This window comes from Streptomyces sp. NPDC111520 (assembly GCF_055635295.1).
This window is the reverse complement of sequence record NZ_JBVKBW010000019.1, coordinates 1-24,234: the sequence shown is the minus strand read 5'-3', so window position 1 is coordinate 24,234 and position 24,234 is coordinate 1. Positions and strand designations below refer to the sequence as shown.

Here is a 24,234-nt window from a genome sequence, read left to right as displayed (position 1 = left end):
AAGGTGCGGAACATGTACGCGCAGCAGACGCACCTGCAGTGGTGGTGGACCGCGGATCCGGCGGCCCACTAGCAGCGCGTACGCACAGGCAGACGCTCAGGCCGCCCGAAGGGCGGCCTTCGGTGTTCCTGCGGCCGTCCCTTCCCTCGCCGAAGACCGGAAGGAACCGCCGTGGAGAACCACGACCCCAGCACCACGCCCTCCGCCGCCGCGCTCGTCGAACGGCTGCTGGACCCCGCGTGCCCACCGTTCGCGCTGCTGCGGCGCAGAGCGCCGGGATGCGCCGCGGACAGCGTCGAGGTGCTGCTCGGCCCGGTCGGGACGGCCGAGCGGCTGACCGACATCGCGCTGCCCACCGGCGCCCCCGAGGGGGCCCGGCCCGCGGTGGACGCGCTGGCGCTGGTGCCGTACCGGCAGATCAGGGAGCGCGGCTTCGACGTGCGCGACGACGGGACGCCGCTGGTCGTGCTCCGCCCCCTGGAGACGTACGAGCTGCCGCTGTCCGAGCTCACGGCGGCCCTGCCCGCGCACGCGGTGCGCGTCGAGGGCGGGGCCTTCGACGTCGACGACGACACCTACGCCGGGATCGTGGAGCGCGTCATCGAGGACGAGATCGGCCGCGGCGAGGGCGCGAACTTCGTCATCCGGCGCACCTTCCGCGGCGAGATCCCGGGGTTCGCGGCAGCGGACGCGCTCGCGCTGTTCCGCAGGCTGCTCGACGGCGAGCGCGGCGCCTACTGGACGTTCGTGGTGCGCACGCCCGAGCGCACCCTGGTCGGCGCGAGCCCCGAGGTGCACGTCCGGATGACCGGCGGCACGGTCGTCATGAACCCCATCAGCGGCACCTACCGCTACCCCGCGCAGGGGCCGGACGCGGAGGGGCTGCTCGCCTTCCTCGGCGACGCCAAGGAGGTGGAGGAGCTGACGATGGTGGTCGACGAGGAGCTGAAGATGATGTGCACCGTCGGCGACCTCGGCGGGGTGGTCGTCGGCCCGCGCCTGAAGGAGATGGCGCACCTGGCGCACACCGAGTACGAGTTGCGCGGCCGCAGTTCGATGGACGTGCGGGACGTCCTGCGCGAGACGATGTTCGCCGCGACGGTCACCGGCTCGCCGGTGCAGAACGCGTGCCGGGTGATCGAGCGCCACGAACCGGGCGGCCGCGGCTACTACGCGGGCGCCCTCGCGCTGATCGGGCGGGACGCGGGCGGCGCGCAGACCCTGGACTCCCCCATCCTGATCCGCACGGCGGACGTCGACGCCGCGGGCGGGCTGAAGGTGCCGGTGGGCGCGACGCTGGTGCGGCGCTCCGACCCGTACGGGGAGGTCGCCGAGACGCACGCCAAGGCGGCGGCCGTGCTGGCCGCGCTGGGGGTGCGGCCCGGACCGTCCCGGGGCCCGGCGGCGGACCGGCCGCGGCTCGGCGACGACATCCGGGTCCGGGCCGCGCTGGACGGACGCCGCAGGAACCTGGCGCCGTTCTGGCTGCGGATGCAGACCGCCGAGCAGCCCCGCACATCGTCCGGGCACGCCCTCGTGGTGGACGGCGAGGACACCTTCACCGCGATGCTCGCGCACGTACTGCGGTCGTCCGGGCTGGAGGTCACCGTGCGCCGCTTCGACGAGCCGGGACTGCGCGGGGCCGCCCTCGCCCACCGCGGCCCGGTCGTCCTCGGCCCGGGCCCGGGCGACCCGTCCGACACCGGCGATCCCAAGATGGCGCTGCTGCGCGGCCTCGCCGCCGAACTCGTCCGCGGCCACCGGCACGGCCTGCTCGGGGTCTGCCTCGGCCACGAGCTGATCGCCGCCGAGCTCGGTCTCGACATCGTCCGCAAGGACGTCCCCTACCAGGGCGCGCAGACACCGATCGACCTGTTCGGGCGGGCGGAGACCGTGGGGTTCTACAACTCCTTCACCGCCCGCTGCGACGACGCGACGGCGGAGGAGCTGGCCATGCACCGCGTCGACCTGAGCCGCGACCGGACCACCGGCGACGTCCACGCCCTGCGCGGCCCGGGCTTCGCGGGCGTCCAGTTCCACCCGGAGTCCGTGCTCAGCCTGAACGGCACGGCGATCGTGGCGGAGCTCTTGGCGGGGGTGACGGTGGCGGGGTAGCGGAGGACGCGCGGGGCCGGCGGCAGCGGCCGGCCCCGCGACCCCGCTGCCGCTGCTCGTGCGCGGCCTGCTGCACGTCCGCTCAGGGGGCGGGCCTTCTTCGCCCACCAGACGGGAGCGGCGGGGGCGGAGTGGTGGTTCGGCTGTTCCGTCGTCTCGCGCCCTTCGGGCGCGACACGGGGGGAAAGCCGACGTCACCCCACCGCCCCCGCCACCGCTCGCGGAAGCCGTCGGCCGTCAGACCGCCGCCGCGGGGAAGGGGTGCGTACGGGGGGTGACCGCGCGGGCACGACGGGGGCGGGCGGCGGGGAGCTGATCGGGCAGGGGCTCGGGGACGGCCGACAGGAGCGGGCCGACGAGGCCCAGCACCGCGGCCAGCATCTCGGGGCCCTCGTGCGTGCCGTCCACCACCAGGTCGGCCGCCGCCCGGGAGGGCGCGACGTGGGCGACGTGCCGGTCCCGGCCGCTCTGCAGGTAGTTCAGCAGGGACAGCCGCGGGTCCTGCCGCTGGACCTCGATCTTGCGCAGGATCTTGCGGGCCAGCCGGACGTCGTCGGGGGCGTCCACGTACACCCGCCAGTCGGCGCGTTCCCGCACCGACGGCAGGGTCAGGGCGAAGAGTCCCTCGACCACCACCAGGCGGACGCCGGGCCGGGTCAGCGCCATGTCGATCGCGGCGCTGACGGCGGCCTCGTCGATGGAGCCGGGATGGTTCCAGTCGAGGATGGCGTGCCCGCCGGCGCTGACCGTCCACACGCCCCGCAGGGGGTCGTGCGCGGGCACGTAGTAGTCGTCCAGATGGACCAGTGCGATGCTCTCGGGACACTGCAGCGACAGGGCCTCGGCAAGGGTGGACTTGCCGGATGCGGTGCCGCCTGCGACCGCCAGTACACCCGTCATGCCGGGCGCTCCTCATGTGCTCAAGGGGGATAGACGAAGCGGCCGGACAAGCCGGGTGGAGGGAATGTACGGCCGCGTGATCGCCCATGGCAAGCGGGAGAAGCGCAGAGGTCGCCGAGGTGGCGCAGGGGCTACCCGAAGAAGACGCCGGCCTCGGTGTAGAGCCGCGGATCGACCGTCTTGAGCTGGGTCGTCGCGTCGCGGAGCGGGACGCGGACGATGTCCGTGCCGCGCAGGGCGACCATCTTGCCCCAGTCCTGGTCGCGGACCGCGTCGATGGCGTGCAGGCCGAAGCGGGTGGCGAGCCAGCGGTCGAAGGCACTGGGGGTGCCGCCGCGCTGGACGTGGCCGAGCACGGTGGTGCGGGCCTCCTTGCCCGTGCGCCGTTCGATCTCCTTGGCGAGCCATTCGCCGACGCCGGAGAGCCGCACGTGGCCGAAGGAGTCGAGCGTCTGGTCCTTGAGCACCACGTCGCCGTCCTTCGGCATGGCGCCCTCGGCGACCACGACGATGGGTGCGTAGCGGATCTTGAAGCGGCTCTCCACCCAGGCGCAGACCTGGTCGAGGTCGAAGCGCTGTTCCGGGATGAGGATGACGTTGGCGCCGCCGGCGAGGCCGGAGTGGAGGGCGATCCAGCCGGCGTGGCGGCCCATCACCTCGACGACGAGGACGCGCATGTGCGACTCGGCGGTGGTGTGGAGGCGGTCGATGGCCTCGGTGGCGATGTTGACGGCGGTGTCGAAGCCGAAGGTGTAGTCGGTGGCCGCCAGGTCGTTGTCGATGGTCTTGGGGACGCCGACGCAGGGGACGCCGTACTCGTCCGACAGGGCGGTGGCGACGCCGAGCGTGTCCTCGCCGCCGATCGCGACGAGCGCGTCGACCTCGTACTTGGCGAGGTTGTCCTTGACGCGGCGCACGCCGTTCTCCGCCTTGAGCGGGTTCGTGCGCGACGAGCCGAGGATCGTGCCGCCGCGCGGGAGGATGCCGCGCACGGCGGTGATGTCGAGGGGCACGGTGTCGCCCTCGAGGGGGCCGTGCCAGCCGTCCCTGAAACCGGTGAACTCGTATCCGTACTCCTGGACACCCTTGCGCACGATGGCACGGATGACCGCGTTGAGCCCGGGGCAGTCTCCGCCGCCGGTCAGCACGCCAACTCGCATGATCCATCCCTTCCCGTTCGCACCTTTTGCCTGCGCCCACGACGCTAGCGTGACCGGCGTCACAGGTGGGATGGGCCGTTCGGTGAAATCCCGTGATCCGCGGGGATGTTGGCCCGCCGATTTCACCCTTCCGGACGGCGCGCGGCACGACCACGGGCGCGCCCCCGGCGGTACGGGCGGGGGCTACTCCTCGTCCAGTCCGCGTTCGATGGCGTAGCGGACGAGTTCGACGCGGTTGTGGAGCTGGAGCTTGCCGAGGGTGTTCTGGACGTGGTTCTGGACGGTGCGGTGGGAGATGACCAGCCGCTCGGCGATCTGCTTGTAGCTGAGTCCCTTGGCGACGAGCCGCAGGACCTCGGTCTCGCGGTCGGTGAGGCGGGGTGCCTCGGGGGTGTCGGCCGCGGCGGGGGCGGGGTCGGAGGCGAGGCGGCGGTACTCGCCGAGGACGAGGCCGGCGAGGCCGGGGGTGAAGACGGGGTCGCCGACGGCGGTGCGGCGGACGGCGTCGAGGAGTTCCTCGCGGCCGGCGGACTTCAGCAGGTAGCCGGTGGCGCCGGACTTCACGGCCTCCAGGACGTCCGCGTGCTCGCCGCTCGCGGAGAGCACCAGCACCCGCAGGGCGGGGTTGTCGGCGATCACGTCCTTGCAGACCTGGACGCCGGACAGTCCGGGCAGGTTGAGGTCGAGGACGAGCACCTCGGGCATGGCCGCCTTGGCGCGCCGCACCGCCTCCGGACCGTCGCCGGCGGTGGCGACCACCACGTACCCGGCCTCGGTGAGGTCGCGGGCGACCGCGTCCCGCCACATGGGGTGGTCGTCGACCACCATCACCTTCACGGCCATGACCCCAATCTCCTCCCTCACTTCGCGAGCCTCAACTCGACTTCTGTCCCCTGCCCGGGCACCGACACCAGTTCCGCCGTGCCGCCGAGGTCCCGGAGCCTGCCGCGGATGGACTGGGCGACCCCGAGCCTGCCCTCGGACTCGGCGGCGGCGAGCCGGCCCTCGGGGATGCCGGGGCCGTCGTCGCGGACGCTGACCAGCACGGCCCCGGGTTCGTCCTCGACCAGGATCCAGGCGTGGGCGTCCTCCCCCGCGTGCCGGCGGACGTTCTCCAGGGCGGCCCCCACGGCGGCGGCGAGTTCGCGGGCGGCGCGCGCCGGGACGAGGACGGGGGTGCCGGGGGCGGAGACGGTGACCCGGGCGCTGCCGTACGGGGCGAGCAGCACGCGCAGGTCGCGGGGCGCGTCCGGGTCCTGTCCCGCGTCGCCCCCGGGGCCGGCGCCGGTGCCGTCGCGGGGGGACGGCAGCGCGGCGGCGCCGTCGGTGACCAGGGTGCGCAGGGCGGCCTCCTGCTCTCCCGCCATCCGTCCCAGGGCCTCGGCCTCGCCGCCGATCTCGGCGCCTCGGCGCTGCACCATGGCGAGCACCTGCAGCACGTTGTCGTGGATGTCCCGGGCCAGCCGCTCCCGCTCGCGGGTGGCGGCCTCGATCTGCAGGGCGCGGGCGAGGGTGCGCTCGCTGGCGCGGGCGACCTCGACGACGTAGCCGATGGCGATGCTGGCGATGGCGACCAGCAGCACGTTGTGGAGGGTGTCGCGGGCCGGGGCGCCGCGCTCGACGATGTTGGCGCCGCCGACGAGGCAGGAGGCGGCGGCGGCCCAGCGCCAGCCGCCCTTGATGGCGAAGGCGAGCACGGAGCCCGCGGTCCAGATCGACGGCAGGGTGGGGCCGCCGTCGAGGATGCGCTGGTGCGACTCGACGAGCGGGGTGACGAGGATGCCGGTGAGCGCGACGCCGAGGTCGGCGACGAGGAAGGGCCGGGTGCAGCGCTGGGGCGAGCTCACCTTGCCGACGGTGGCCAGCGTCCACACGGCGAGTACCGCCATGTAGGCGGCGCCCGCCAGGGGGTGCTCGTGCTCGTCGTACGCGGCGGCGTAGAGCCCGACGGCGTACGCGGCGGTCAGCAGCCGGTAGCCGGTGAGGGCGCGCCACAGCGGCTGCTCGACGGACATGCGGGTGACGCGTGCGGGGCGTGCGGCGGCCGGCCCGCCGGTTCTCCGCCCGCTCGCGCCGGTCCTGTCCCCGGCCATCGGCCGTCCCCCCGTTCCCCCGGGCGCGTCCGGCTAGGACCCGCCGTGCTGTTGCTGCTTCTTCGCCGCCTCGGCGATCTGCCGCTTGGCGGCGGTGGCGTAGATGTCCACGTACTCCTGGCCGGAGAGCTTCATGATCTCGTACATCACCTCGTCGGTGACCGAGCGCAGGATGAAGCGGTCGTGCTCCATGCCCGTGTAGCGGCTGAAGTCCAGCGGCTTGCCGATCCGGATGCCGGGGCGCATCAGCTTGGGCATGACCTGACCGGGCGGCTGGATCTTCTCCGTGTCGATCATGGCGACCGGGATCACGGGCGCGCCGGTGGCGAGCGCGATGCGGGCCAGACCGCCGGGCTTGCCGCGGTAGAGGCGGCCGTCCGGCGAGCGGGTGCCCTCGGGGTAGATGCCGAAGAGCTCGCCCGCCTCGATGACCTTTATCCCGCTGTTGATCGCGGCCTCGCCGGCGCCGCGCCCGCCGGAGCGGTCCACGGGGAGCTGGCCGACGCCCTTGAAGAAGGCGGCCGTCAGCTTGCCCTTGATGCCGGGCGTGGTGAAGTACTCGGCCTTGGCGATGAAGGTGACCTTGCGGTCGAGCACGGCGGGCAGGAAGAAGGAGTCCGAGAAGGACAGGTGGTTGCTCGCCAGGATCGCCGGTCCCTGCTTGGGGATGTGCTCGAGGCCCTCCACCCACGGCCGGAACGCGGCTCGCAGGGGATGGCCGATGGCGATCTTCATCACGCCGTACAACAACCGATGACCTCCTGTGTCTGACGGGAAGACCTTAACGCCAGATCCGCCGGTGCTCTCCCCCGGTGTCGGCCGTCCGCGTACTGTGAGGTATCGCTTTTCGCGCATTCCACCGAACAGGAGACGTACGGTGCCGCTGATGCCCGGAGCCGAGCCCTACCGCCACGACGGCGGTGAGGTCGGTGTCCTGTTGTGCCACGGTTTCACCGGCACGCCGCAGTCCATGCGGCCGTGGGCCGAGTACCTCGCGGAGCGGGGCCTGGCCGTGTCCGTACCGCTGCTGCCGGGACACGGCACGCGCTGGCAGGACATGCAGCTGACCGGCTGGGAGGACTGGTACGCGGAGGTGGACCGGGAATTCCGCGCGCTGTCCGAGCGCTGTGACCGCGTGTTTGTCTTCGGAATGTCGATGGGCGGGGCCCTGACCCTGCGGCTGGCCGCGCAGCACGGCGCTGCGGTCAGCGGTATCGCCCTGGTCAACCCCTCGGTCAAGGCCGACAGCCACCAGCTGAAGGTCGTCCCCCTGCTGCGCCACTTCGTCCCTTCCGTGCCGGGCATCGCGAGCGACATCGCCAAGGAGGGCTCGAAGGAGGTCGGCTACGACCGCACCCCGCTGCGGGCGGTGCACTCGCTGAGCCGCTTCTGGACGCTGGTGCGGCACGAACTGCCGCAGGTGACGCAGCCGCTCCTGCTGCTGCACAGCCGCGTCGACCACGTGGTCCACCCGTCGAACTCGGCGGTCGTACTGGGCCGGGTGTCGTCGACGGACGTCACGGAGACGGTCCTGGAGCGCAGTTACCACGTCGCGACGCTGGACCACGACGCGGAGACGGTCTTCGAGCAGTCGTACGCCTTCGTGGAGCGGCTCTCGGGGGCGGGAGAGCAGGCGCAGAAGGAGGACGCGGCCAGTGGCTGAGCCCGAGGAGGAGCGTCGGCACGTGCCGGAGGGCGAGGAGCCGGAGCGCGCGCCGCTGGAAGGGGAGTCGGAGCGGGCGCCGCTGGACGAGGAGTCGGCGTGGGCCGAACTCGTCGCGGCGTACGGCAAGGACCCCGAGCCCGGGACGGGTTCCTGGCCCGCGGCCGAGGACGTCCCGGCGACCGAGCGGGACGGCGACGGCGAGCGGGACGCGAGCGAGGGCGCGACGGACCCGTCCGCGCTGCCCCCGAAGCCGGAGGCGACGCGGATCGTCCTGCACCCCGTGCTGTCCGGCCCCCGTGACTACGAACTCGACGAGGAACCGGACGAGGGCCACTACGAGCCGCCGGAGCCCCCGCCGCTCCCCGAGGCGGACGTGACGACGAAGTTCGCGTGGCTGGCCGCGGTCGGCGGGCCGCTGCTGATCTTCGGCTTCGTCCTCTTCCAGGAGCCGATGCCGTGGTGGGCGCTCACCGTCGGCGTCGGCGGCTTCCTCGGCGGCTTCGCCACCCTGGTGACGCGCATGCGCCCGGGCGGCGACGAGGACGACGACCTGCCGGGAGGCGGCGCCGTCGTCTGACGGAGGGCTCACCGGGTTGTGGAACCCGGATCCGCGATACGGCGAAGTACGGGTGAAAGCCCAAGTCTTCGGAGTGTCGTATGGACGAGAGGAGCCCCGGTGACCGTGGAGCCAGGCGTCAGGGTGGGGCAGGACAGTGACGCCTCGGTGATCGAACGGTCCTGGGACGAGCCCGAGACCTTCGCCGTACTGTTCGACCGCCATGCCGGGTCGGTGCACCGCTACGCGGCGCGCCGGCTCGGCACGGAGGTAGCGGACGACCTGATGGCGGACACCTTCGTCATCGCCTTCCAGCAGCGGTTCCGCTACGACACGGAACGGTACGACGCGCGTCCGTGGCTGTTCGGCATCGCGACCAACCTCGTCGGCCGGCACCGCCGCGCCGAGGCGCGGCGTTTCCGGGCGCTGGCCAAGCTGCCGCCCGCGGACGACGGGGGCGGCCGGGACGAGGCGCTCGCGGAACGGGTGACCGCGCGGGTCAGCGCCCAGGGCGTACGCCATGAGCTGGCCGGCGCGCTGGCCGGGCTGCCGGCCCGCAACCGGGACGTCCTGCTGCTGGTGGCCTGGGCCGACCTCAGCTACGAGGAGACGGCGCAGGCCCTCGGGGTACCCGTGGGGACGGTCAGGTCACGGCTCAGCCGGGCTCGCAGCAAGGTGCGCGAGGCGTTGGGCGGTTCCGATCCGACAGCCTTCCGAGAGGAATCCCGGTCATGAACGAGCTGCACGAGCCCGGCGGGGCGTACGAGATGGCCGCCCTACGGGCCTGGGACGCCGACGCCGCCCCGCTCGGCGACGAGGCTCGGCGCCGTGCCCGCGCCCGTCTCCTCGACGCCGTCCACCCCGCGCCGCGGTCGTACGCCGCCGCCCCCGTACTGGGCCGCCGCCCGCTGCTGCGGCTGGCGGTGACGGGCGCGGCCGCAGCGGCGGCGGGCACGGTGACGCTGGTCGCGGTCCGCGAGGCGGGGCCGGGGCGCAAGGATGCGCCGCGGATGCGTGCCGTCAGCGCGGCGACCGTCCTCAACGGCGCGGCCGCGCGCGAGCGGCGGAAAGAGAAGGGGCGGGTCGTGGCGCCCCGCGACGACCAGTTCATCTACACCAGGGAGACCATCGAGGAGACCGAGCAGGGCACCGGCCGGGTCAGGACGTACGTCGACGAGAACTGGCGGTCCGTCGACGGCTCCCGGCCTTCGTGGATCATGGAACTCGGCAAGGGCTGGTGGAGCGACCCGGACGAGGACGCCGCCGTCCTGGACGACCCGCACGTCGAATCGGTGTCCACCTGGCCGCCCCAGGACTGGACGGTGCTCAAGAAGCTGCCGACCGATCCCGAGAAGCTGATCATGGCGGTGCAGAGTCGGTTGGGGCACCGCAGGAGCCCGATGGACCGGCTGACCCCGGAGGAGTGGTCGCACATCGAGTTCGGCCTCGCGGGCCTGCTGAAGCTCGTGCCGGTCATGCCGGTCGGCCTGCGGCCGGCGGCGTTCGAGGCACTGTCGCGGATCCCGGGGGTCAAGGCCGTCCCGGGTCAGAAGGACGCCAAGGGCAGGCCGGGCGTGGCGATCGTCTTCGACGATCCGGCGGGGGCCCGAGGCGGCTTCGGCAGCAACTTCGTCTTCGACGCCGAGACGTACGAGTTCCTCGGTTTCAAGGACGACCGCACCTCCGGAAGCCGGACCTTCGCCCAGTTCTCCTCGCTCGACCGCTGGGCGATCACCGACCGGGCGAAGCAGCGCCCCTGACCGCCGTCAGGCGGACGCCGGCACCCTGAGGGCGGCCAGGACCGGGAAGTGGTCCGTGGCCGTCCTCAGGTCGTGCGGGGTGACGCCGGGCAGGCCGTGCGGGACGCCGCAGCCGAGGACCTCGATGCCCGGGGTCGTGAGGATCGCGTCGATCCGCTGGTGCGGGTCCTCGGGCGTGGAGGTGTACTCGCCGCCCCAGGGCCGGACCGCCCAGGCGTCCTGCAGGTCGTCGGCGAGCCGGCGGAAGGTCCGGCCGTGGGGGCGGTCGTTGAGGTCGCCGCCGACGACCGCGTGGGGCTCGCCCATCGCGGCGAGCCGGTCCAGCAGCATGCCGCCCTGGTCGTAGCGTTCGCGGGCCTGGAGCGAGAGGTGGCAGCTGACGACGGACAGCCGGGCGCCCCCGACGCGCACGACGGCGGTGGCGAAGCCGCGCCGGTGCAGGCCGGGGGTGCGGGGCAGCAGCACGTCCTCGGCGCGTTCCACGTGCACCCGCAGCGAGGACAGCACGAGGGGGCCGGTGGCGGTGGCCCCGCCGGTGACGGGGACCAGGCCCGAGGCGCGGGCGAGGCGGGCGACGGCCTTGCGCCAGCGGAAGAAGCGCGGGGCCTCCTGGATCAGTGCCAGGTCGGGGTCGCAGGCGCGGATCACCCGGGCGAGCGCGGCGGGGTCGTCCCGCATCGAGCGGATGTTGTAGCTCAGCACGCGGACGACGGCGGAGCCGTCCGGCTCCGTACGGGACGCCGGCAACTCCGGCAGCGGGCCCTCGCTCACGGGCTCACTGTAGCGGCGCCCCGGTCGCCCGCGACGGCGGGACGGCCGGACGGGCAGGGCCTGCGCGGGCGCCCGGTCCCGGCGACGGGAACCGGCGTGCGTGTGGTGGGCGCTGACGTCGTGCGCCGCTGTCACGACGGCCTCGACGGCTCCGTCGGAGGTCCGCGGGATCGCCACCTCGGCCTCGGCGCAGGAGGAGTTCGGCGGAGACCGCCGCAGAGCGAGGCCGCCGCGGAGCACGGCGCGGCCCGGGCCGGGCACGCGCGGCGGCGCACCCCGCGTCGCCCGGAAAGGCGGGTGCCCCCGTCGCTCCCGGGTGGGAGCGACGGGGGCACCGGATGCCGTGCGGTGACCGCCGGGGCTAGCCCTGGCGGGCGAGGTCGGCCGCGCCGACGAGGCCGGCCTTGCCGCCGAGCTGCGCGGCGAGGACCTGGGCGTGCGGCCGGTACTGACCGCCCACCAGCCAGCGGCGGAAGGACTTCCGGATGGGCTCCAGGACCAGTTCGCCCTCGTCCGAGACGCCGCCGCCGACGATGAAGGCGGAGGGGTCGAAGAGCGAGGCCAGGTCGGCCAGACCGGCACCGGCCCAGCGGGCCAGCTCACGGAAGGAGTCGACGGCGACCTTGTCCCCGTCGCGCGCGGCCCGGCTGATGTGCTGGCCCTGGATGCCCTCGGGCGTCCCGTCGCCGAGCGACAGCAGCAGCGCGGCGTTCTCCGGCTGGGCGACGGCCCGCTGCTTGGCGTAGCGCACCAGCGCCCGGCCGGAGGCGTACTGCTCCCAGCAGCCCTGGCTGCCGCAGCCGCACAGCAGACCGTCCGGCACCATGCGGATGTGGCCGAACTCGCCGGCCACGCCGAAGCGGCCGCGGCGCAGCTTGTTGCCGATGATGATGCCGCCGCCGAGCCCGGTGCCCAGGGTGATGCAGATGACGTCGTCGTGGCCCTGGCCCGCGCCGAAGCGGTACTCGCCCCAGGCAGCGGCGTTGGCGTCGTTCTCGACGACGACGGGCAGGCCGACGCGTTGCTCGACCTTGTCCTTCAGCGGCTCGTGGCGCCACCGGATGTTGGGCGCGAAGAGCACGGTGGCGCGCTTGTCGTCGACGTAGCCGGCGGCACCGATGCCGACGGCCTCGACCGTGTGGTTGGCGCTGACGTCGTGCACCGCTGTCGCGATGGCGTCGACGACGCCCTCGGAGGTCTGCGGGGTCGGCACCTTGACGATCTCGAGAATCGCGCCTTCCTCGTCGACCACGCCGGCCGCGATCTTCGTGCCGCCGATGTCGACGCCGATGGTGAGTCCCATGTATCCCTCAGTATTCGGTCGAGCCCCGCTGCGTCCAACCGTACCGGAGGGCGACCTGCGCCCTGTTCGGGCCCGATGTTCCGTGCCGGGTCCGTGTCGCGCCGTTCAGTCGAGGTCGATGCGTTCGCTCGGCGGGGTGTCCCCGCCGGAGGTCCAGCGGCGTTCCTGCCCGCTCACCGCGGCACGGTAGGCGGCCAGGAGTTCGGCGCCCGCGGCGGCGAGGTGGTCGAAGACCTCCGGGTTGCGCTCGACGATGGGTTCGACGGCCTGTTTGACCTGGGAGATCAGTCCCTGGGCGGCCATCTCCGCGGCGGGGCCGCGGAGCATGGACAACCGGTCGGTGACGGCTTCCGCGAGACGCCGCAGCTCCTCGCCGGCGCTGCCGGGGGTCTGGCCGCTCTGCTGCCGCCGCCGGGCGTTCTCGGCGGCGATGTCTTCCGCGCTCGCCTTGGCCCAGGCGTCGGAATCGGTCTCGGGGCGGCCCGCGCGGTCCGTGGATTCGCTCATGGTGGCTCCGTAAGGCTCCGGCTTCGTACCCACGACGTTACCCGAACGGAGGCGGCGCTTTCAGCGCTCAGCGGGGCCAAAGACCGGGATCCGGTGCGAACCGGACCTGCAGCGCGCCGTCGCGGAGCGCCGCACCGGCCACGCTGCAGCGGCGCAGCGCGGAGGGCAGCGGGAGGATGCGGCGGTATCCCTCGGCGTCGACGACGAGTTCGTCGCCGCGCCGTACCAGGTCGACGGTGTCGCGTGTCGCGCCGGGCAGCGGCAGCCGCCAGAGGAAGTGGCCCTCGGAGGCGAGCCGGTCCTCGGTGGTCCACGGCGGCGCGGCGGGCCCCTCGGGCGCGTCGGCGGGCGGCTCGGCGGCGAGCCGGGCGAGGTCCTCGGGGCCGCGGGGTTCGCGTCCGAGGTGGGGCAGTTCGTGCAGCGCGGTGGGGGTGCCGGCGAGTTCCGCGCGCAGGGCCCGCACTTCCTTGCGGCGGTGGCCCGCCAGTTCGGCCAGCCAGGGGTCGGGGGAACCGTCGGGCAGCAGCCGGTTGGCGACCACGGCCTCGAGGCGGTGACCGTACAGGGCCAGTCCGGCGCGGGCCCGGCGCACGGCGTCGGCGGCGTACGTGCCGGGGGCCACGACCAGCCGGACGGTCGTGGCGGCGTCCTCGATCACGGCCTGGGCGGTGGCCAGTTCCCGGTCGGCTCGGGCGGCGGCCTCGTAGGCCCAGGCACCGGGCGCGGGCACGCCGGCGAGCTGGGCGAGGACGGGGCGCAGGGCGCGGGCGGCCTGCCGTTCCCGGGGGATCAGCCGGGCGATGTAGCGGCGCAGTTGCTCGGGCAGCGCGAGCGCGGCGAGGGCGTCGTGGACCGGCGGCAGGTCGACGACCACGAGGTCCCAGCCGCCGGCGGTGTCCCGCAGGGCGCGCAGCAGCGCGAAGGCGTCGGCGCCGGGGAGTTCGGTGAGTTCCTCGGGGTCCAGCGGGGCCGCGCCGAGCAGGTCGAGCAGGGAGCCCAGGCGTTGCTGTACGGCGCCGGCGTCGGCCCGGAAGGCGGCGGCCGCGTCGACGCGGGCGGCCCACAGGCCCGGTACGGACGGGACCGGGGCGATGGACGGGGAGGCCGCACCGTCCGGCCGCGCACCGCCGTCCCGGGCCGGCGCGGGCGCCGGGCCCAGCACCCTGTCCAGGGAGGCGTCGCGGTCGGCGGAGAGCAGCAGCACGCGCCGCCCGGGCGAGCTCGCGGCCACGGCCGTGGCGGCGGCGACCGTCGTGCGCCCGGCGCCGCCCATGCCGGTGACCAGCAGCGTCCGCACGTCAGCCCCGTCAGCCCTGGGACTCGACGCGCTTCTTCAGGCCGGCGAGGGCGCGGTCGATGATGACCTTCTCGGCCTTGCGCTTGATCATGCCGAGCATGGGGATCTTGACGTCGACGGTCAGCTGGTAGGTGACCTCGGTGCGCTTGCCGTCCTCCAGCGGGACCAGGACGTAGGCACCGTCGAGGGTGCGCAGCATCTGGGACTTGACCAGGGTCCAGCGGACCTCGCTGTCGCCGGCCCAGGTGTAGGCGAGGGTGTGGTCGTCCTTGATCGCGCCCGCGTCCAGGAGGAGCCTGACCTGCTCGGCACGGCCGTCGCCGCCGGCGGAGAGGATCTCGGCCTCCTTCACCTCGCCGGTCCACTCCGGGTACCGGGCGAAGTCCGCGATGACGCCCATGACATCGGCCGGGGCCGCGTCGATCGTGATGCTCGACCTGGTGTGTTCCGCCATCGCCGTGGCCCCTCCGGGACGTCGCGTCGTACTGCTGTCGTATGTCTGCTGGTGAAGGCTACCGCTTGGTCGCGCGCCCGGAGACCGCCGGGGCGCTCACCACCGCAGCGCCCACGGCGTTCGGGTGGAGTTGAAGTGGCCGACGTTGACGCATTCGGTCGTCCCCAGGCGCATCCGCCGCACGAGCGGCTGGTGGACGTGGCCGAAGAGCGCGTACTTCGGCCGCGTCCGGCGGATCGCGTCGAGCAGCGCCTCGCTGCCGCGTTCGAGGCGGCGGGCGACGGTGTCGTAGCAGAGCTCGGGGACGGCGGGCGGGATGTGCGAGCACAGCACGTCGACCTCGCCGAGGGCCTCCACCTTGGCGGCGTACGTCTCGTCGTCGATCTCGTACGGGGTGCGGTAGGGGGTGCGCAGCCCGCCGCCGACGAAGCCGAAGACCAGGCCGCCGATCTCGGTGGTGGTGCCGTCGAGCACCGTGGTGCCGGGCCCGGCGTACTCCGGCCAGAGCGCGGGGATGTCGACGTTGCCGTAGGTGGCGTACGTGGGGGTGGGGAAGGCGGCGAACAGTTCGGCGTACTGCCGGCGTACGGCGGACTCGATGGCGGTGCGCCGGTCGGTGCCGAGCCCGGCCCACAGTTCGCGGTCGAGGGCGCGGGCCTCGTCCCAGCGCAGCGCGGTGCGCAGCCCGACCATCCGGGAGGCGTTCTCGGCGCCGAAGAGGTCGGGGAAGATGCCGCGGGAGTGGTCGGCGTAGTCGAGGAAGAGGATCAGGTCGCCCAGGCAGATCAGCGCGTCGGCGCCGTCGCCGGCCTTGGCGAGGGCCTCGGAGGCACCGTGGACGTCACTGACGACATGGACCCGCATGACGATCACTCTAGGACGCCCCGGGCGGGCGTGGGGAGGGCGCACCGGGGCCTCGGTTACCTGCGGGTCACAGGGGGGCTCGACTAGGCTTCCGACCAGTGGATCCGCACTGTGCCGCGGTGGGAATCCGGCGTGTGACGACGATGTGACACACAAAACATCTACACGGCACCCCCTACCGCAGAAGCTTTACCGGTGGGTAACGTCCAGGCCGTCCGTTCCACGCTCAACCATGCAGTGGACGCAGCCAGCACCGCCGCCGGCGCCGATGAGGAGCAGCAGTTTGCGCGAGTTCAGCCTTCCGGCTCTCTACGAGGTCCCGGCCGACGGGAACCTGACGGATCTCATCCGCCGCAACGCCGCTCAGCACCCCGAGGTCGCCGTCATCGCCCGGAAGACCGCGGCGGGCGACTGGGCGGACGTCACCGCCACCGCCTTCCTCGCCGAGGTCCGTGCCGCCGCCAAGGGCCTGATCGCCTCGGGCGTCCAGCCCGGCGACCGGGTGGCCCTGATCTCCCGCACCCGGTACGAGTGGACGCTCTTCGACTTCGCCGTCTGGAGCGCGGGCGCGGTCACCGTCCCGGTATACGAGACCTCCTCCGCCGAGCAGATCGAGTGGATCCTCGGTGACTCCGGCGCCGTCGCGGCCGTCGTGGAGACCGAGGGCCACGAGAAGGCCGTGGAGTCGGTGCGCGACCGGCTGCCGCAGCTGAAGCACGTGTGGCGGATCGAGGCGGGCGCGGTCGAGACCCTCGGCGCGGCGGGCACGGACGTCGCGGACGCGACGGCGGACGAGCGCGGCGCCTGGGCCAAGGCGGACTCCCCGGCCACCATCGTCTACACCTCGGGCACCACCGGGCGCCCCAAGGGCTGTGTGCTCACGCACCGCGCGTTCTTCGCCGAGTGCGGCAACGTCGTGGAGCGCCTGAAGCCGCTCTTCCGCACCGGTGACTCCTCGATCCTGCTCTTCCTGCCGCTCGCGCACGTCTTCGGCCGGCTGGTCGAGGTCGCCGCCGTCATGGCGCCGATCAAGCTCGGGCACGTCGGCGACGTCAAGAACCTCACCGGCGAACTGGCCGCCTTCCGGCCGACGCTGCTGCTGGGCGTGCCGCGGGTCTTCGAGAAGGTCTACAACGCCGCCCGCGCCCAGGCGCAGGCCGGCGGCAAGGGGAAGATCTTCGACAGGGCCACCGACGTGGCGATCGCGTACAGCCGCGCGGTGGACTCGGCGAGCGGTCCCTCGCTGGGCCTGAAGTTCCAGCACAAGGTCTTCGACCGGCTGGTCTACAGCAAGCTGCGCGCCGTGCTCGGCGGCCGCGCCGAGTACTCGATCTCCGGCGGGGCGCCGCTGGGCGAGCGGCTGGGCCACTTCTACCGCGGCATCGGCTTCACGGTGCTGGAGGGCTACGGCCTGACCGAGTCCTGCGCGGCCACCGCCTTCAACCCCTGGGACCGCACCAAGATCGGCACGGTCGGCCAGCCGCTGCCGGGCTCCACGGTCCGCATCGCCGACGACGGCGAGGTCCTGCTCCACGGCGAGCACCTGTTCTCCGGCTACTGGAACAACGAGGCGGCCACCGCCGAGGCCGTCACCGACGGCTGGTTCCACACCGGCGACATCGGGACGCTCGACGAGGACGGCTACATCTCCATCACCGGCCGCAAGAAGGAGATCATCGTCACCGCGGGCGGCAAGAACGTCGCCCCGGCGGTGATCGAGGACCGGATCCGCGCCCACGCGCTGGTCGCCGAGTGCATGGTGGTCGGCGACGGCAAGCCCTTCATCGGCGCGCTCGTAACCCTGGACGAGGAGTTCCTGCCCCGCTGGGCCGAGCAGCACGGCAAGTCCGGCCGCGGCGTCGAGGAGTTGCGCGAGGACCCGGAGCTGCTGGCCGAGGTGCAGTCGGCGATCGACGACGGCAACGCCGCGGTGTCCAAGGCGGAGGCGGTGAAGAAGTTCCGCGTCCTGGCCGCGCAGTTCACGGAGGAGTCCGGCCACGTGACGCCCTCGCTGAAGCTCAAGCGCAACGTGGTGCTGCGCGACTTCGCGGACGAGATCGCCGCGATCTACGGCGGGTGAGCCCCCGCCGGCGACCCCGCTGCTGCTGACGGTGGCCGTCGTACGCCTCGCGCGTACGGCGGCCACCGGCGTTCCCGGGCCCTAGGTGATGCCGTCCTGGGCCAGGACCCGGGCCATGGTGCGTTCGGCCAGGGCGGTGATGGTGACGAACGGGTTGACCCCGATGGAGCCGGGGACGAGCGAGCCGTCGACGACGTACAGGCGGTCGTAGCCGTTCGCGCGGCCGTAGGCGTCGGTGGCGCTGCCGAGGACGCAGCCGCCGAGCGGGTGGTAGCAGAAGTCGTCGGCGAAGACGCGGTTGCCGCCGAACAGGTCGTACCGGTAGATGGTGGCGTTGGCCCGGTTGACGCGATCGAAGAGGTTCTTCGCGGCGGCGACCGAGGGCTGGTTCTGGGAGCGCGTCCAGTCGAGCACGGCGGCGTCGGTGGCCGGGTCGTAGACGAAGCTGCCGCGCTCGGGGTTCCTGGTGATCGCGAGGTAGAGGCTGATCCACGTCTCCAGGCCGATGGGGAGCGGGGCGATCTCGGCGAACACCGGGTTGGCGGCGTTGTTCCGGTCGTCGATGCCCATCACGGGGATGGTCGACTGGTGGGCGCCGGTGGGGTTCCACACGTGGTTGGCGCGGCCGAGCATGATGTTGCCGTTGCCCGCCCAGCCCTTGCCGACGGCGGGGCTGAGGTCGGGCAGGGCGCCCGTGTCCCGGGCGCGCAGCAGCAGTTCGGTGGTGCCGAGGCTGCCGGCCGCGAGGAAGAGGGCCCCGCAGCCGATCTCGCAGGTGGCGACGACGGCGCCGGTGAGGTCGCTCTGCTCGACCGTGAGCACGTAACCGCCGTCGGGGTCGCGGCGGATCGCCCTGACGCGGCTGAGCGTCTCGATGGTGACCCTGCCGGTGCCGAGGGCGGCGGCCAGGTACGTCCGGTCGAGGCTGCGCTTGCCGAAGTTGTTGCCGTAGATGACCTCCTGGGCCAGGGCGGACTTCGTGGCGGTGCCCGCGGCCTCGCGCCGCATGTACGCGAAGTCGTAGACGTTGGGCACGAAGGTGGTGGCGAGCCCGGCCCTGGCGGCCTGGGCGCGCGCGACGCGGGTGAACCGGTACCACTCGGTGCCCTCGAACCAGTCGGGCGCGACGGTGTTGACGCCGAGCATGCGGTTGGCCAGCGGGAACCAGGTGCCGTACATGGCGTCGGCGTCGACCTGCGGGAACACCTCGCGGAAGTAGCCGCGGTCCGGCGTGACGGCCATGCCGCCGTTGACGAGGGAACCGCCGCCGACCCCGCGGCCGACGTAGACGGACATGCCGGGGTGGTCGACGCGGTCCAGGACGCCGGGGTACGGGGTGATGTCCTTGTTGACCACGTCGAGCCAGAGGAAGGTGGCGAGGGGGGCCGCGGTGCGGGTGCGGAACCACATGGAGCGCCGGTCCGGCGAAGCGGTGTCGCAGAAGACCTTGCCGTCGGTGGGGGACGGCGTGTCCCACGCCCGCCCCATCTCCAGTACGAAGGTGTCCACGCCCGCCTCGGCCAGGCGTAACGCCGCGACCGCGCCTCCGTAGCCGGAGCCGACGACGACGGCCGGTACGTGTCCGGCCGGTTCCCGGTCCGCCGCGGCGGCCGAGGAGAGCCCGATGCGGGTGAGTCCCATCACGGATGCCGTCTGCAGGGCTGCCATGCCCAGCATCTGACGGCGCGTCAGGTTTGCTGTCATGGGCGCATCATGGGCGGAACAGCTGGTTCCGCCCATACCGCGCGCTCATGGTCTTCTACGGCTCGCGGTCCTCTACAAGAGGGCCTTGAGCCGGTCGGCGAGCAGATCCCACCGCCAGGCGTCCTCGACCCACTTGCGCCCGCGCTCGCCCATCCGGCGCCGCAGCTCCGCGTCGCCCAGCAGCGCCAGGATCCGCTCGGCGGCCTCCGCCGGCTCCCCGCCGCGCACCACCCAGCCGGTCTCGCCGTCCAGCACCGCGTCCGGCGCCCCGCCGGAGTCGCCCGCGACGACCGGCAGCCCGGTGGCCGAGGCCTCCAGGTAGACGATGCCGAGCCCCTCGACGTCCAGCCCGCCGCGGCGCGTGCGGCACGGCATGGCGAAGACGTCGCCGGCGCCGAAGTGCGCGGGCAGCTCCGCCCACGGCACGGCTCCGGTGAAACGCACCGAATCCGCCACCCCGGTCCGCCCGGCGAGCCGCTTCAGGTCGTCCGCGTACGGGCCGCCGCCCACGACCAGCAGGACGGCGTCCGGCTGCGCGGCCAGGATCAGCGGCATCGCCTCGATCAGGGTGTCCTGGCCCTTGCGCGGCACCAGGCGGGAGACGCAGACGACGACCGGCCGGTCGGTGAGCCCCAGCCGGGCCCGTACGGCCGCGCCGCCGGACGCCGGGTGGAAGGTCTTCTCGTCCACGCCCGGCGGCAGCTGCACCATGCGCCCGGCGGCCTCGGGTGTCAGCGCCCGGGCGATCCGCGACCGGGTGTACTCGCCCAGGTAGGTGATGGTGTCGGTGCCCTCGCCGATCCGCCGCAGCAGCGTGCGGCTGGCCGGCAACTGCGCCCACCCCGCCTCGTGCCCGTGGGTGGTCGCCACCAGCCGCCGCGCCCCCGCCTTGCGCAGCGCGGGCGCCATCAGCCCGAGCGGGGCCGCCGCCCCGAACCACACCGACGTGCACCCGTGCTCGCGAAGGAGCCCGGCGGCCCGCCGGGTCACCCTCGGGGTCGGCAGCAACATCGTCGTACGATCACGTACGACCGGGAAGGGCTGCTCGGCGTCGAACGCGGCGACCTCGGAGCCGTCCCGCCAGGTCGACGCGTACACCACCACCCGGCCGGGATCGAGGCGCAGCGCCATGCTGTGCACGAACGCCTGGATGCCACCGGGGCGTGGCGGGAAGTCGTTGGTGACGATCAGGGTCTTGTCCATACGTCGCCGAGGGTATCCGGTGGGGTCCGCGGCAACCGATCGCGGTCCCCCGCGCGTCTAAGCTCCACACGCCTGTCCACGGGTGCGACCGGCATCGTGCATCATCACAGCAGAACCGATTCGACGAGGTGGACATGGCAGGCGACAGCGGCAAGCGGCTCCCGGTCGGGCCGGTCCTCGCCTGGGTGGCCACCAGGGTCTTCCTGCTGCTCTACGTCTTCAAGGTGCTGAGCCTGTCCCCGCTGGACGTGACGACCGACGTCTCGGTGATCTACCACGGCTGGTACGAGGTCCTGCGGACCGGGTCCTTCCCCCAGCACGACGTCACCTGGCAGTACCCGCCGGCCGCCGCGCTCGCGGTGCTCTCCCCCGCGGTGCTGCCCTTCCTCGACTACGCGACCGCCTTCTTCTGGCTCGCCTGCGCCGCCGACCTGGTCGCCTTCGCGCTGCTGCTGCGCGGTTCGCGCGGCGAGGGGCGGCGGGTGGCCGGGGCGTACGTGTGGGTGCTGGGCGTGCCGCTGCTGGGGCCCACCGCGTACGCGCGCTACGACGTCATGGTCACCGCCGTCGCCGTGGCCGCGCTGCTGGCGACGGTGCGCCGGCCCCGGGTCGCGGGCGCGCTGATCGCGTTCGGCGCGATGCTCAAGGTCTGGCCGGTGCTGCTGCTGGCCGGGGTCCGCGACCGCCGGATCTGGGCGGCCGCGGTGGCCGGGGCGGGCGTCCTCGCCCTGGGCTTCTGGCTGTGGACGCCCGGGGCCTTCGCCTTCCTGCGCTTCCAGGGCGAGCGGGGCACCGAGGTGGAGTCCCTGGGCTCCCTCGTCTTCCACATCGCCCGGCACCACGGCTGGCAGGGGCAGGTGCTGCTCAACTACGGCTCCATGGAGTTCCTCGGGCCCCACGTGGGCCTGGTGAGCGACATCGCGCTGGGGCTGACCGTGACCGCCTTCGCCTGGCTGCTGCTGTGGCGGCTGCGGGCGCGTACGTTCGACGCGCACACGCCCTTCGACGCGGCGTTCACCGCGGTGCTGCTCTTCACCACGACCAGCCGGGTGATCAGCCCCCAGTACATGATCTGGCTGATCGGGCTGGCGGCCGTCTGCCTCACGCTGCGGGCCAGCGTGATGGCGGTGCCCGCGGCCCTGGTGCTGGTGGCGACGGTGTTCACCCTGTACGAGTTCCCGGTGCGCTTCGGCGACGTCGTCGGCAGCACCGACCTCGGCATCACGCTGCTGCTGCTCCGCAACGGGCTGCTGGTCGCCGCCTCGGTCATCGCCTGCCGCCGGCTGTGGGTGGACTCGGCGCGTCTGCCGGAGAGGCCGCGCACGGCGCCCGGGACGCGTCTGCCGGAGCCCGGCCAGGACGCCGAGAAGCTGCTGACCTGGTGAAGGCCGCCGTCACGGCCAGGCACTGCAGCCCGGCGGCGACGGCCAGCGCAACGCCGACGCCCGTCAGCCCCAGCCCGGCCGGGCCGGCCAGCAGGTAGGCCAGCGGCAGCTGCACCGCGGTGCCGGCCAGGGTCACCCGGACGAGCAGCGCGGCCCCGCCGCCGCCCTGGAAGACGCCGCCCAGGGCGATGAAGCAGGCCAGCAGCACCAGGTACGGGCCCAGGGTGCGCAGGAACACCGTCCCGGCCGCGGCCACCTCGGGTTCGGCGCCGAAGGCGGCCATGACCCAGGGCGCGGCGGGCAGCAGCAAGGCCGCGGCGGCGAGTCCGAGACCGGCCCCGAGCAGCAGTGCCTGGCGGCCGATCGCGCGCCGTTCGTCGCGTCCCGCGCCGAGGTGGTACGCCGTGTGGATGGAGGCGGCCTGGCGCACGGCGTAGAAGCCCATCGTCGCGACGTACACCGCCTTCGTCGCGATCCCGTACGCCGCCACCTGGGCGACGCCCAGCCGGGCCACGATCGCCACCAGGGTCAGCGTGCCGGCCATCCGCACGAGGAAGTCCGCCGCCATCGGTGCCCCCGTCGCGGCGGTACGGCGCAGCGCGGCCGCCACGGGCTCGGCGGGCGGTACGGTCGCGGCCCGCCGCAGCAGGGGGTCGCGGCGCAGCAGCGCCAGCCCGGCGGCCAGGGCCACGCTCCGGCCCGCGACGGTCGCCACGGCCGCGCCCCGCACCCCGAGGGCGTGGATCAGGAACGGGTCGAGGACGAGGATCAGCCCGTTCGCCAGCAGGGCGAGCCGCATCGGGGTGCGGGTGTCGCCGGCGCCCTTGAAGACGCCGTCCAGGGTGTTCTGGGCGTAGAACACCGCCGTGCCCGGGAGCGAGACCGCGAAGTACGCCGCCGCCAGGCGGACCGACGCCGGGTCGCCGTGCCCGCCGAGCAGCAGGGCCGCCAGCGGCTCCCGGCACAGGAATCCGCCGACGGCCACGGGCGGGATCAGCAGCGCGCACAGCGCCCAGCCGCCGCGCACCGCCGCCCGGACGGCCGCCGGGTCCCGCGCCCCGGCGGCCCGGGAGACCAGCACCGTCGTCCCCTGCGCGGCCGTCAGCACGATCCCGAGCAGCACGTTCTCGGTGTTCGTGGCCACCGCCACGGCCGCGACGGCCGCTCCCCCGCCGCCGAGCCGGGCCACCCACAGCACGTCGATGATCCCGGCGACGACGCTGGCGAGCAGTTCCAGGTAGACCGGGCCGGCCAGCGCGGCCAGCCGGGTGCGGTGCGTCATGGGTCCCCTCCCCAAGGTCGTACCTCGTTTCGAGGTACCGCGCTTAGAGGTATCATCATGGGCCCGGACGGACAAGTCAGACCGCATGACCGGGAAAGGTGGCGAACGGTGCTGGAGCTCACGATCCTGGGCTTCCTGTACGAGGAATCCCTGCACGGCTACGAGCTCAAGGAGCGCATCGCCGCACTCAACGGCCACGTCCGGCCGGTCAGCGACGGCGCCCTCTACCCGGCCATCAGCCGCCTCACCGCGGCCGGTCTGGTCAGCCAGCACACCGAGCCCGGCGTCGGCGCCGCGCCCCGCCGCGTGCTCTCGCTGACCGACGTGGGGCGCACACGGCTGCTCGCCCGGCTCCGCGACCCCAAGCCGATCGAGATCACCGACGCCACCCGCTTCTTCGCCGTACTGGCCTTCCTGAGGCACCTCCCCGACGCCGCGGCCCAGGCCGCGGTGCTGCGGCGCCGCCTGGAGTTCCTGGAGACCCCGGCCAGCTTCTTCTACGACCGCGGCAGACCCGTGCGCGCCGAGGAGACCGCCGACCCCTTCCGCCAGGGCATGCTCCGCATCGCCCGCGCGACGGGTCGCGCCGAGCGCGAATGGCTCGCGGAGGCCCTGGCGGACCTCGCCGCCTGAGCGCGGGGCCGCGCGTGTCCGGGCGCGCCCGGGCGGGCCGCACGGCCTGCGCTCGGGCCCACAACAGCCGGACACGCGAGCGCGGCGGGTCGGGCCACCGGGCCTGCGGCTCCGGCCCGCGCGCCGAACCGCGGCGTGCACGGCTCACGACGGGCCCGCACCGGCCTCGTGCGCGCAGGAGGAAGCCCCGCGGCCCCGCGGGAGCCGGGCGCGCGGGCGCGAACGCCGGTCGCGGACGGGCCGCGAGCGCCCGCGTGGTCGTCATACCCCGTACGCGGACCGCCGCGACCCCGGGGACGGACGGGAAGTGTGCCCCCGGGTCCGGCCCGCGCTCCGTGCCACGGAGGCGGCACGCACCGCCGTCCGCACCCCCGCCCGAGGCCGAACGGCCGGAAGGGCGCGCGGGCTAGGTGTATTGACCCGCAGCGTTGTTGACGCGGCTGATCGGGGGCTTGCCTCCGAGTGCGGTGTGGCAGCGGTGGTGGTTGTAGGTGTGGAGGA

General features: G+C 73.7%; 22 protein-coding genes. 8 read left to right on the top strand and 14 right to left on the bottom strand.

Going from position 1 to position 24,234, the window contains the following annotated elements:
• Positions 1-171 precede the first annotated feature (171 nt).
• Positions 172-2,115, top strand: coding sequence for an anthranilate synthase family protein (locus ACZ7MY_RS34020; RefSeq protein WP_499607695.1), 1,944 nt, complete (start codon positions 172-174; stop codon positions 2,113-2,115).
• A gap of 237 nt (positions 2,116-2,352) precedes the next feature.
• On the opposite strand, the gene ACZ7MY_RS34015 is transcribed toward ACZ7MY_RS34020, so the two are convergent.
• The 5 genes from ACZ7MY_RS34015 to ACZ7MY_RS33995 form a co-directional block, all read right to left on the bottom strand.
• Positions 2,353-3,015 (bottom strand): uridine kinase family protein, encoded by a 663-nt coding sequence (locus ACZ7MY_RS34015; protein WP_499607694.1) that lies wholly within the window; start codon positions 3,013-3,015, stop codon positions 2,353-2,355.
• 131 nt (positions 3,016-3,146) lie between these two features.
• On the bottom strand, positions 3,147-4,175 hold the full coding sequence (locus ACZ7MY_RS34010; RefSeq protein ID WP_499607692.1) for a 6-phosphofructokinase: 1,029 nt from the start codon (positions 4,173-4,175) through the stop codon (positions 3,147-3,149).
• A gap of 183 nt (positions 4,176-4,358) precedes the next feature.
• Positions 4,359-5,018 carry a response regulator gene (locus ACZ7MY_RS34005; protein WP_431959998.1) on the bottom strand — a complete coding sequence of 220 codons (660 nt, stop codon included), beginning with the start codon at positions 5,016-5,018 and terminating at the stop codon, positions 4,359-4,361.
• Between the two features lie 17 nt (positions 5,019-5,035).
• Positions 5,036-6,190, bottom strand: a complete 1,155-nt coding sequence (gene macS / locus ACZ7MY_RS34000; protein ID WP_499607690.1) for a MacS family sensor histidine kinase — start codon at positions 6,188-6,190, stop codon at positions 5,036-5,038.
• Positions 6,191-6,301: 111 nt separating this feature from the next.
• The gene (locus ACZ7MY_RS33995) at positions 6,302-7,015 is read right to left on the bottom strand and encodes a lysophospholipid acyltransferase family protein (RefSeq protein ID WP_499607979.1); all 714 of its coding nucleotides are present in this window, start codon (positions 7,013-7,015) and stop codon (positions 6,302-6,304) included.
• Positions 7,016-7,145: 130 nt separating this feature from the next.
• On the opposite strand from ACZ7MY_RS33995, the gene ACZ7MY_RS33990 reads away from it, so the two are divergent.
• The 4 genes from ACZ7MY_RS33990 to ACZ7MY_RS33975 all read left to right on the top strand — a co-directional run bounded on the left by ACZ7MY_RS33990 (position 7,146) and on the right by ACZ7MY_RS33975 (position 10,250).
• Positions 7,146-7,931 (top strand): alpha/beta hydrolase, encoded by a 786-nt coding sequence (locus tag ACZ7MY_RS33990; RefSeq protein WP_499607687.1) that lies wholly within the window; start codon positions 7,146-7,148, stop codon positions 7,929-7,931.
• Positions 7,924-8,511 carry a hypothetical protein gene (locus ACZ7MY_RS33985; RefSeq protein WP_499607685.1) on the top strand — a complete coding sequence of 196 codons (588 nt, stop codon included), beginning with the start codon at positions 7,924-7,926 and terminating at the stop codon, positions 8,509-8,511. Before ACZ7MY_RS33990 ends, ACZ7MY_RS33985 begins: the two co-directional genes overlap by 8 nt.
• Positions 8,512-8,610: 99 nt before the next feature.
• Positions 8,611-9,225 carry an RNA polymerase sigma factor gene (locus ACZ7MY_RS33980; protein WP_499607682.1) on the top strand — a complete coding sequence of 205 codons (615 nt, stop codon included), beginning with the start codon at positions 8,611-8,613 and terminating at the stop codon, positions 9,223-9,225.
• The gene (locus ACZ7MY_RS33975) at positions 9,222-10,250 is read left to right on the top strand and encodes a CU044_5270 family protein (protein ID WP_499607679.1); all 1,029 of its coding nucleotides are present in this window, start codon (positions 9,222-9,224) and stop codon (positions 10,248-10,250) included. The genes ACZ7MY_RS33980 and ACZ7MY_RS33975 overlap by 4 nt, the downstream gene beginning before the upstream one ends.
• Positions 10,251-10,256: 6 nt before the next feature.
• Here the strand turns inward: ACZ7MY_RS33975 and ACZ7MY_RS33970 are convergent, their stop codons facing one another.
• From ACZ7MY_RS33970 to ACZ7MY_RS33945, 6 genes are all read right to left on the bottom strand, one after another.
• Positions 10,257-11,021 carry an endonuclease/exonuclease/phosphatase family protein gene (locus ACZ7MY_RS33970; RefSeq protein ID WP_499607677.1) on the bottom strand — a complete coding sequence of 255 codons (765 nt, stop codon included), beginning with the start codon at positions 11,019-11,021 and terminating at the stop codon, positions 10,257-10,259.
• A gap of 361 nt (positions 11,022-11,382) precedes the next feature.
• Positions 11,383-12,324, bottom strand: a complete 942-nt coding sequence (locus tag ACZ7MY_RS33965) for an ROK family glucokinase (RefSeq protein WP_499607674.1) — start codon at positions 12,322-12,324, stop codon at positions 11,383-11,385.
• Between the two features lie 105 nt (positions 12,325-12,429).
• Positions 12,430-12,831 (bottom strand): DUF5304 family protein, encoded by a 402-nt coding sequence (locus ACZ7MY_RS33960; RefSeq protein WP_499607671.1) that lies wholly within the window; start codon positions 12,829-12,831, stop codon positions 12,430-12,432.
• A gap of 67 nt (positions 12,832-12,898) precedes the next feature.
• Positions 12,899-14,128: an ArsA family ATPase gene (locus ACZ7MY_RS33955; RefSeq protein WP_499607668.1), complete on the bottom strand. Its 1,230-nt coding sequence runs from the start codon at positions 14,126-14,128 to the stop codon at positions 12,899-12,901.
• Between the two features lie 10 nt (positions 14,129-14,138).
• Positions 14,139-14,582, bottom strand: coding sequence for an SRPBCC family protein (locus tag ACZ7MY_RS33950; RefSeq protein WP_499607665.1), 444 nt, complete (start codon positions 14,580-14,582; stop codon positions 14,139-14,141).
• 96 nt (positions 14,583-14,678) lie between these two features.
• Positions 14,679-15,446, bottom strand: a complete 768-nt coding sequence (locus tag ACZ7MY_RS33945) for a metallophosphoesterase family protein (protein ID WP_499607663.1) — start codon at positions 15,444-15,446, stop codon at positions 14,679-14,681.
• Positions 15,447-15,729: 283 nt separating this feature from the next.
• Between ACZ7MY_RS33945 and ACZ7MY_RS33940 the strand changes: the two genes are divergently transcribed.
• Positions 15,730-17,526: an AMP-dependent synthetase/ligase gene (locus tag ACZ7MY_RS33940; RefSeq protein ID WP_499607661.1), complete on the top strand. Its 1,797-nt coding sequence runs from the start codon at positions 15,730-15,732 to the stop codon at positions 17,524-17,526.
• A gap of 81 nt (positions 17,527-17,607) precedes the next feature.
• Here the strand turns inward: ACZ7MY_RS33940 and ACZ7MY_RS33935 are convergent, their stop codons facing one another.
• Positions 17,608-19,230 carry a GMC oxidoreductase gene (locus ACZ7MY_RS33935; protein ID WP_499607658.1) on the bottom strand — a complete coding sequence of 541 codons (1,623 nt, stop codon included), beginning with the start codon at positions 19,228-19,230 and terminating at the stop codon, positions 17,608-17,610.
• Positions 19,231-19,302: 72 nt separating this feature from the next.
• The gene (locus ACZ7MY_RS33930) at positions 19,303-20,433 is read right to left on the bottom strand and encodes a glycosyltransferase family 4 protein (protein ID WP_499607655.1); all 1,131 of its coding nucleotides are present in this window, start codon (positions 20,431-20,433) and stop codon (positions 19,303-19,305) included.
• A gap of 134 nt (positions 20,434-20,567) precedes the next feature.
• On the opposite strand from ACZ7MY_RS33930, the gene ACZ7MY_RS33925 reads away from it, so the two are divergent.
• Positions 20,568-21,818 carry a glycosyltransferase 87 family protein gene (locus tag ACZ7MY_RS33925; RefSeq protein WP_499607653.1) on the top strand — a complete coding sequence of 417 codons (1,251 nt, stop codon included), beginning with the start codon at positions 20,568-20,570 and terminating at the stop codon, positions 21,816-21,818.
• On the opposite strand, the gene ACZ7MY_RS33920 is transcribed toward ACZ7MY_RS33925, so the two are convergent.
• Positions 21,700-23,100: an MATE family efflux transporter gene (locus ACZ7MY_RS33920; RefSeq protein ID WP_499607649.1), complete on the bottom strand. Its 1,401-nt coding sequence runs from the start codon at positions 23,098-23,100 to the stop codon at positions 21,700-21,702. The two genes, ACZ7MY_RS33925 and ACZ7MY_RS33920, sit on opposite strands and share 119 nt — an antisense overlap.
• 108 nt (positions 23,101-23,208) lie before the next feature.
• Between ACZ7MY_RS33920 and ACZ7MY_RS33915 the strand changes: the two genes are divergently transcribed.
• The gene (locus tag ACZ7MY_RS33915; RefSeq protein ID WP_499607647.1) at positions 23,209-23,733 is read left to right on the top strand and encodes a PadR family transcriptional regulator; all 525 of its coding nucleotides are present in this window, start codon (positions 23,209-23,211) and stop codon (positions 23,731-23,733) included.
• Positions 23,734-24,234 lie beyond the last annotated feature (501 nt).

What these genes read in the sequence shown, in the direction of transcription:
- ACZ7MY_RS33930 (WP_499607655.1), bottom strand. Translation starts at nt 20,433, where the DNA reads ATGGACAAGACCCTGATCGTCACCAACGACTTCCCGCCACGCCCCGGT.
- ACZ7MY_RS33975 (WP_499607679.1), top strand. Translation starts at nt 9,222, where the DNA reads ATGAACGAGCTGCACGAGCCCGGCGGGGCGTACGAGATGGCCGCCCTA.
- ACZ7MY_RS34010 (WP_499607692.1), bottom strand. Translation starts at nt 4,175, where the DNA reads ATGCGAGTTGGCGTGCTGACCGGCGGCGGAGACTGCCCCGGGCTCAAC.
- macS (WP_499607690.1), bottom strand. Translation starts at nt 6,190, where the DNA reads ATGTCCGTCGAGCAGCCGCTGTGGCGCGCCCTCACCGGCTACCGGCTG.
- ACZ7MY_RS34015 (WP_499607694.1), bottom strand. Translation starts at nt 3,015, where the DNA reads ATGACGGGTGTACTGGCGGTCGCAGGCGGCACCGCATCCGGCAAGTCC.
- ACZ7MY_RS33950 (WP_499607665.1), bottom strand. Translation starts at nt 14,582, where the DNA reads ATGGCGGAACACACCAGGTCGAGCATCACGATCGACGCGGCCCCGGCC.
- ACZ7MY_RS33925 (WP_499607653.1), top strand. Translation starts at nt 20,568, where the DNA reads ATGGCAGGCGACAGCGGCAAGCGGCTCCCGGTCGGGCCGGTCCTCGCC.
- ACZ7MY_RS33945 (WP_499607663.1), bottom strand. Translation starts at nt 15,446, where the DNA reads ATGCGGGTCCATGTCGTCAGTGACGTCCACGGTGCCTCCGAGGCCCTC.
- ACZ7MY_RS33960 (WP_499607671.1), bottom strand. Translation starts at nt 12,831, where the DNA reads ATGAGCGAATCCACGGACCGCGCGGGCCGCCCCGAGACCGATTCCGAC.
- ACZ7MY_RS33965 (WP_499607674.1), bottom strand. Translation starts at nt 12,324, where the DNA reads ATGGGACTCACCATCGGCGTCGACATCGGCGGCACGAAGATCGCGGCC.
- ACZ7MY_RS33935 (WP_499607658.1), bottom strand. Translation starts at nt 19,230, where the DNA reads ATGACAGCAAACCTGACGCGCCGTCAGATGCTGGGCATGGCAGCCCTG.
- ACZ7MY_RS34005 (WP_431959998.1), bottom strand. Translation starts at nt 5,018, where the DNA reads ATGGCCGTGAAGGTGATGGTGGTCGACGACCACCCCATGTGGCGGGAC.
- ACZ7MY_RS33920 (WP_499607649.1), bottom strand. Translation starts at nt 23,100, where the DNA reads ATGACGCACCGCACCCGGCTGGCCGCGCTGGCCGGCCCGGTCTACCTG.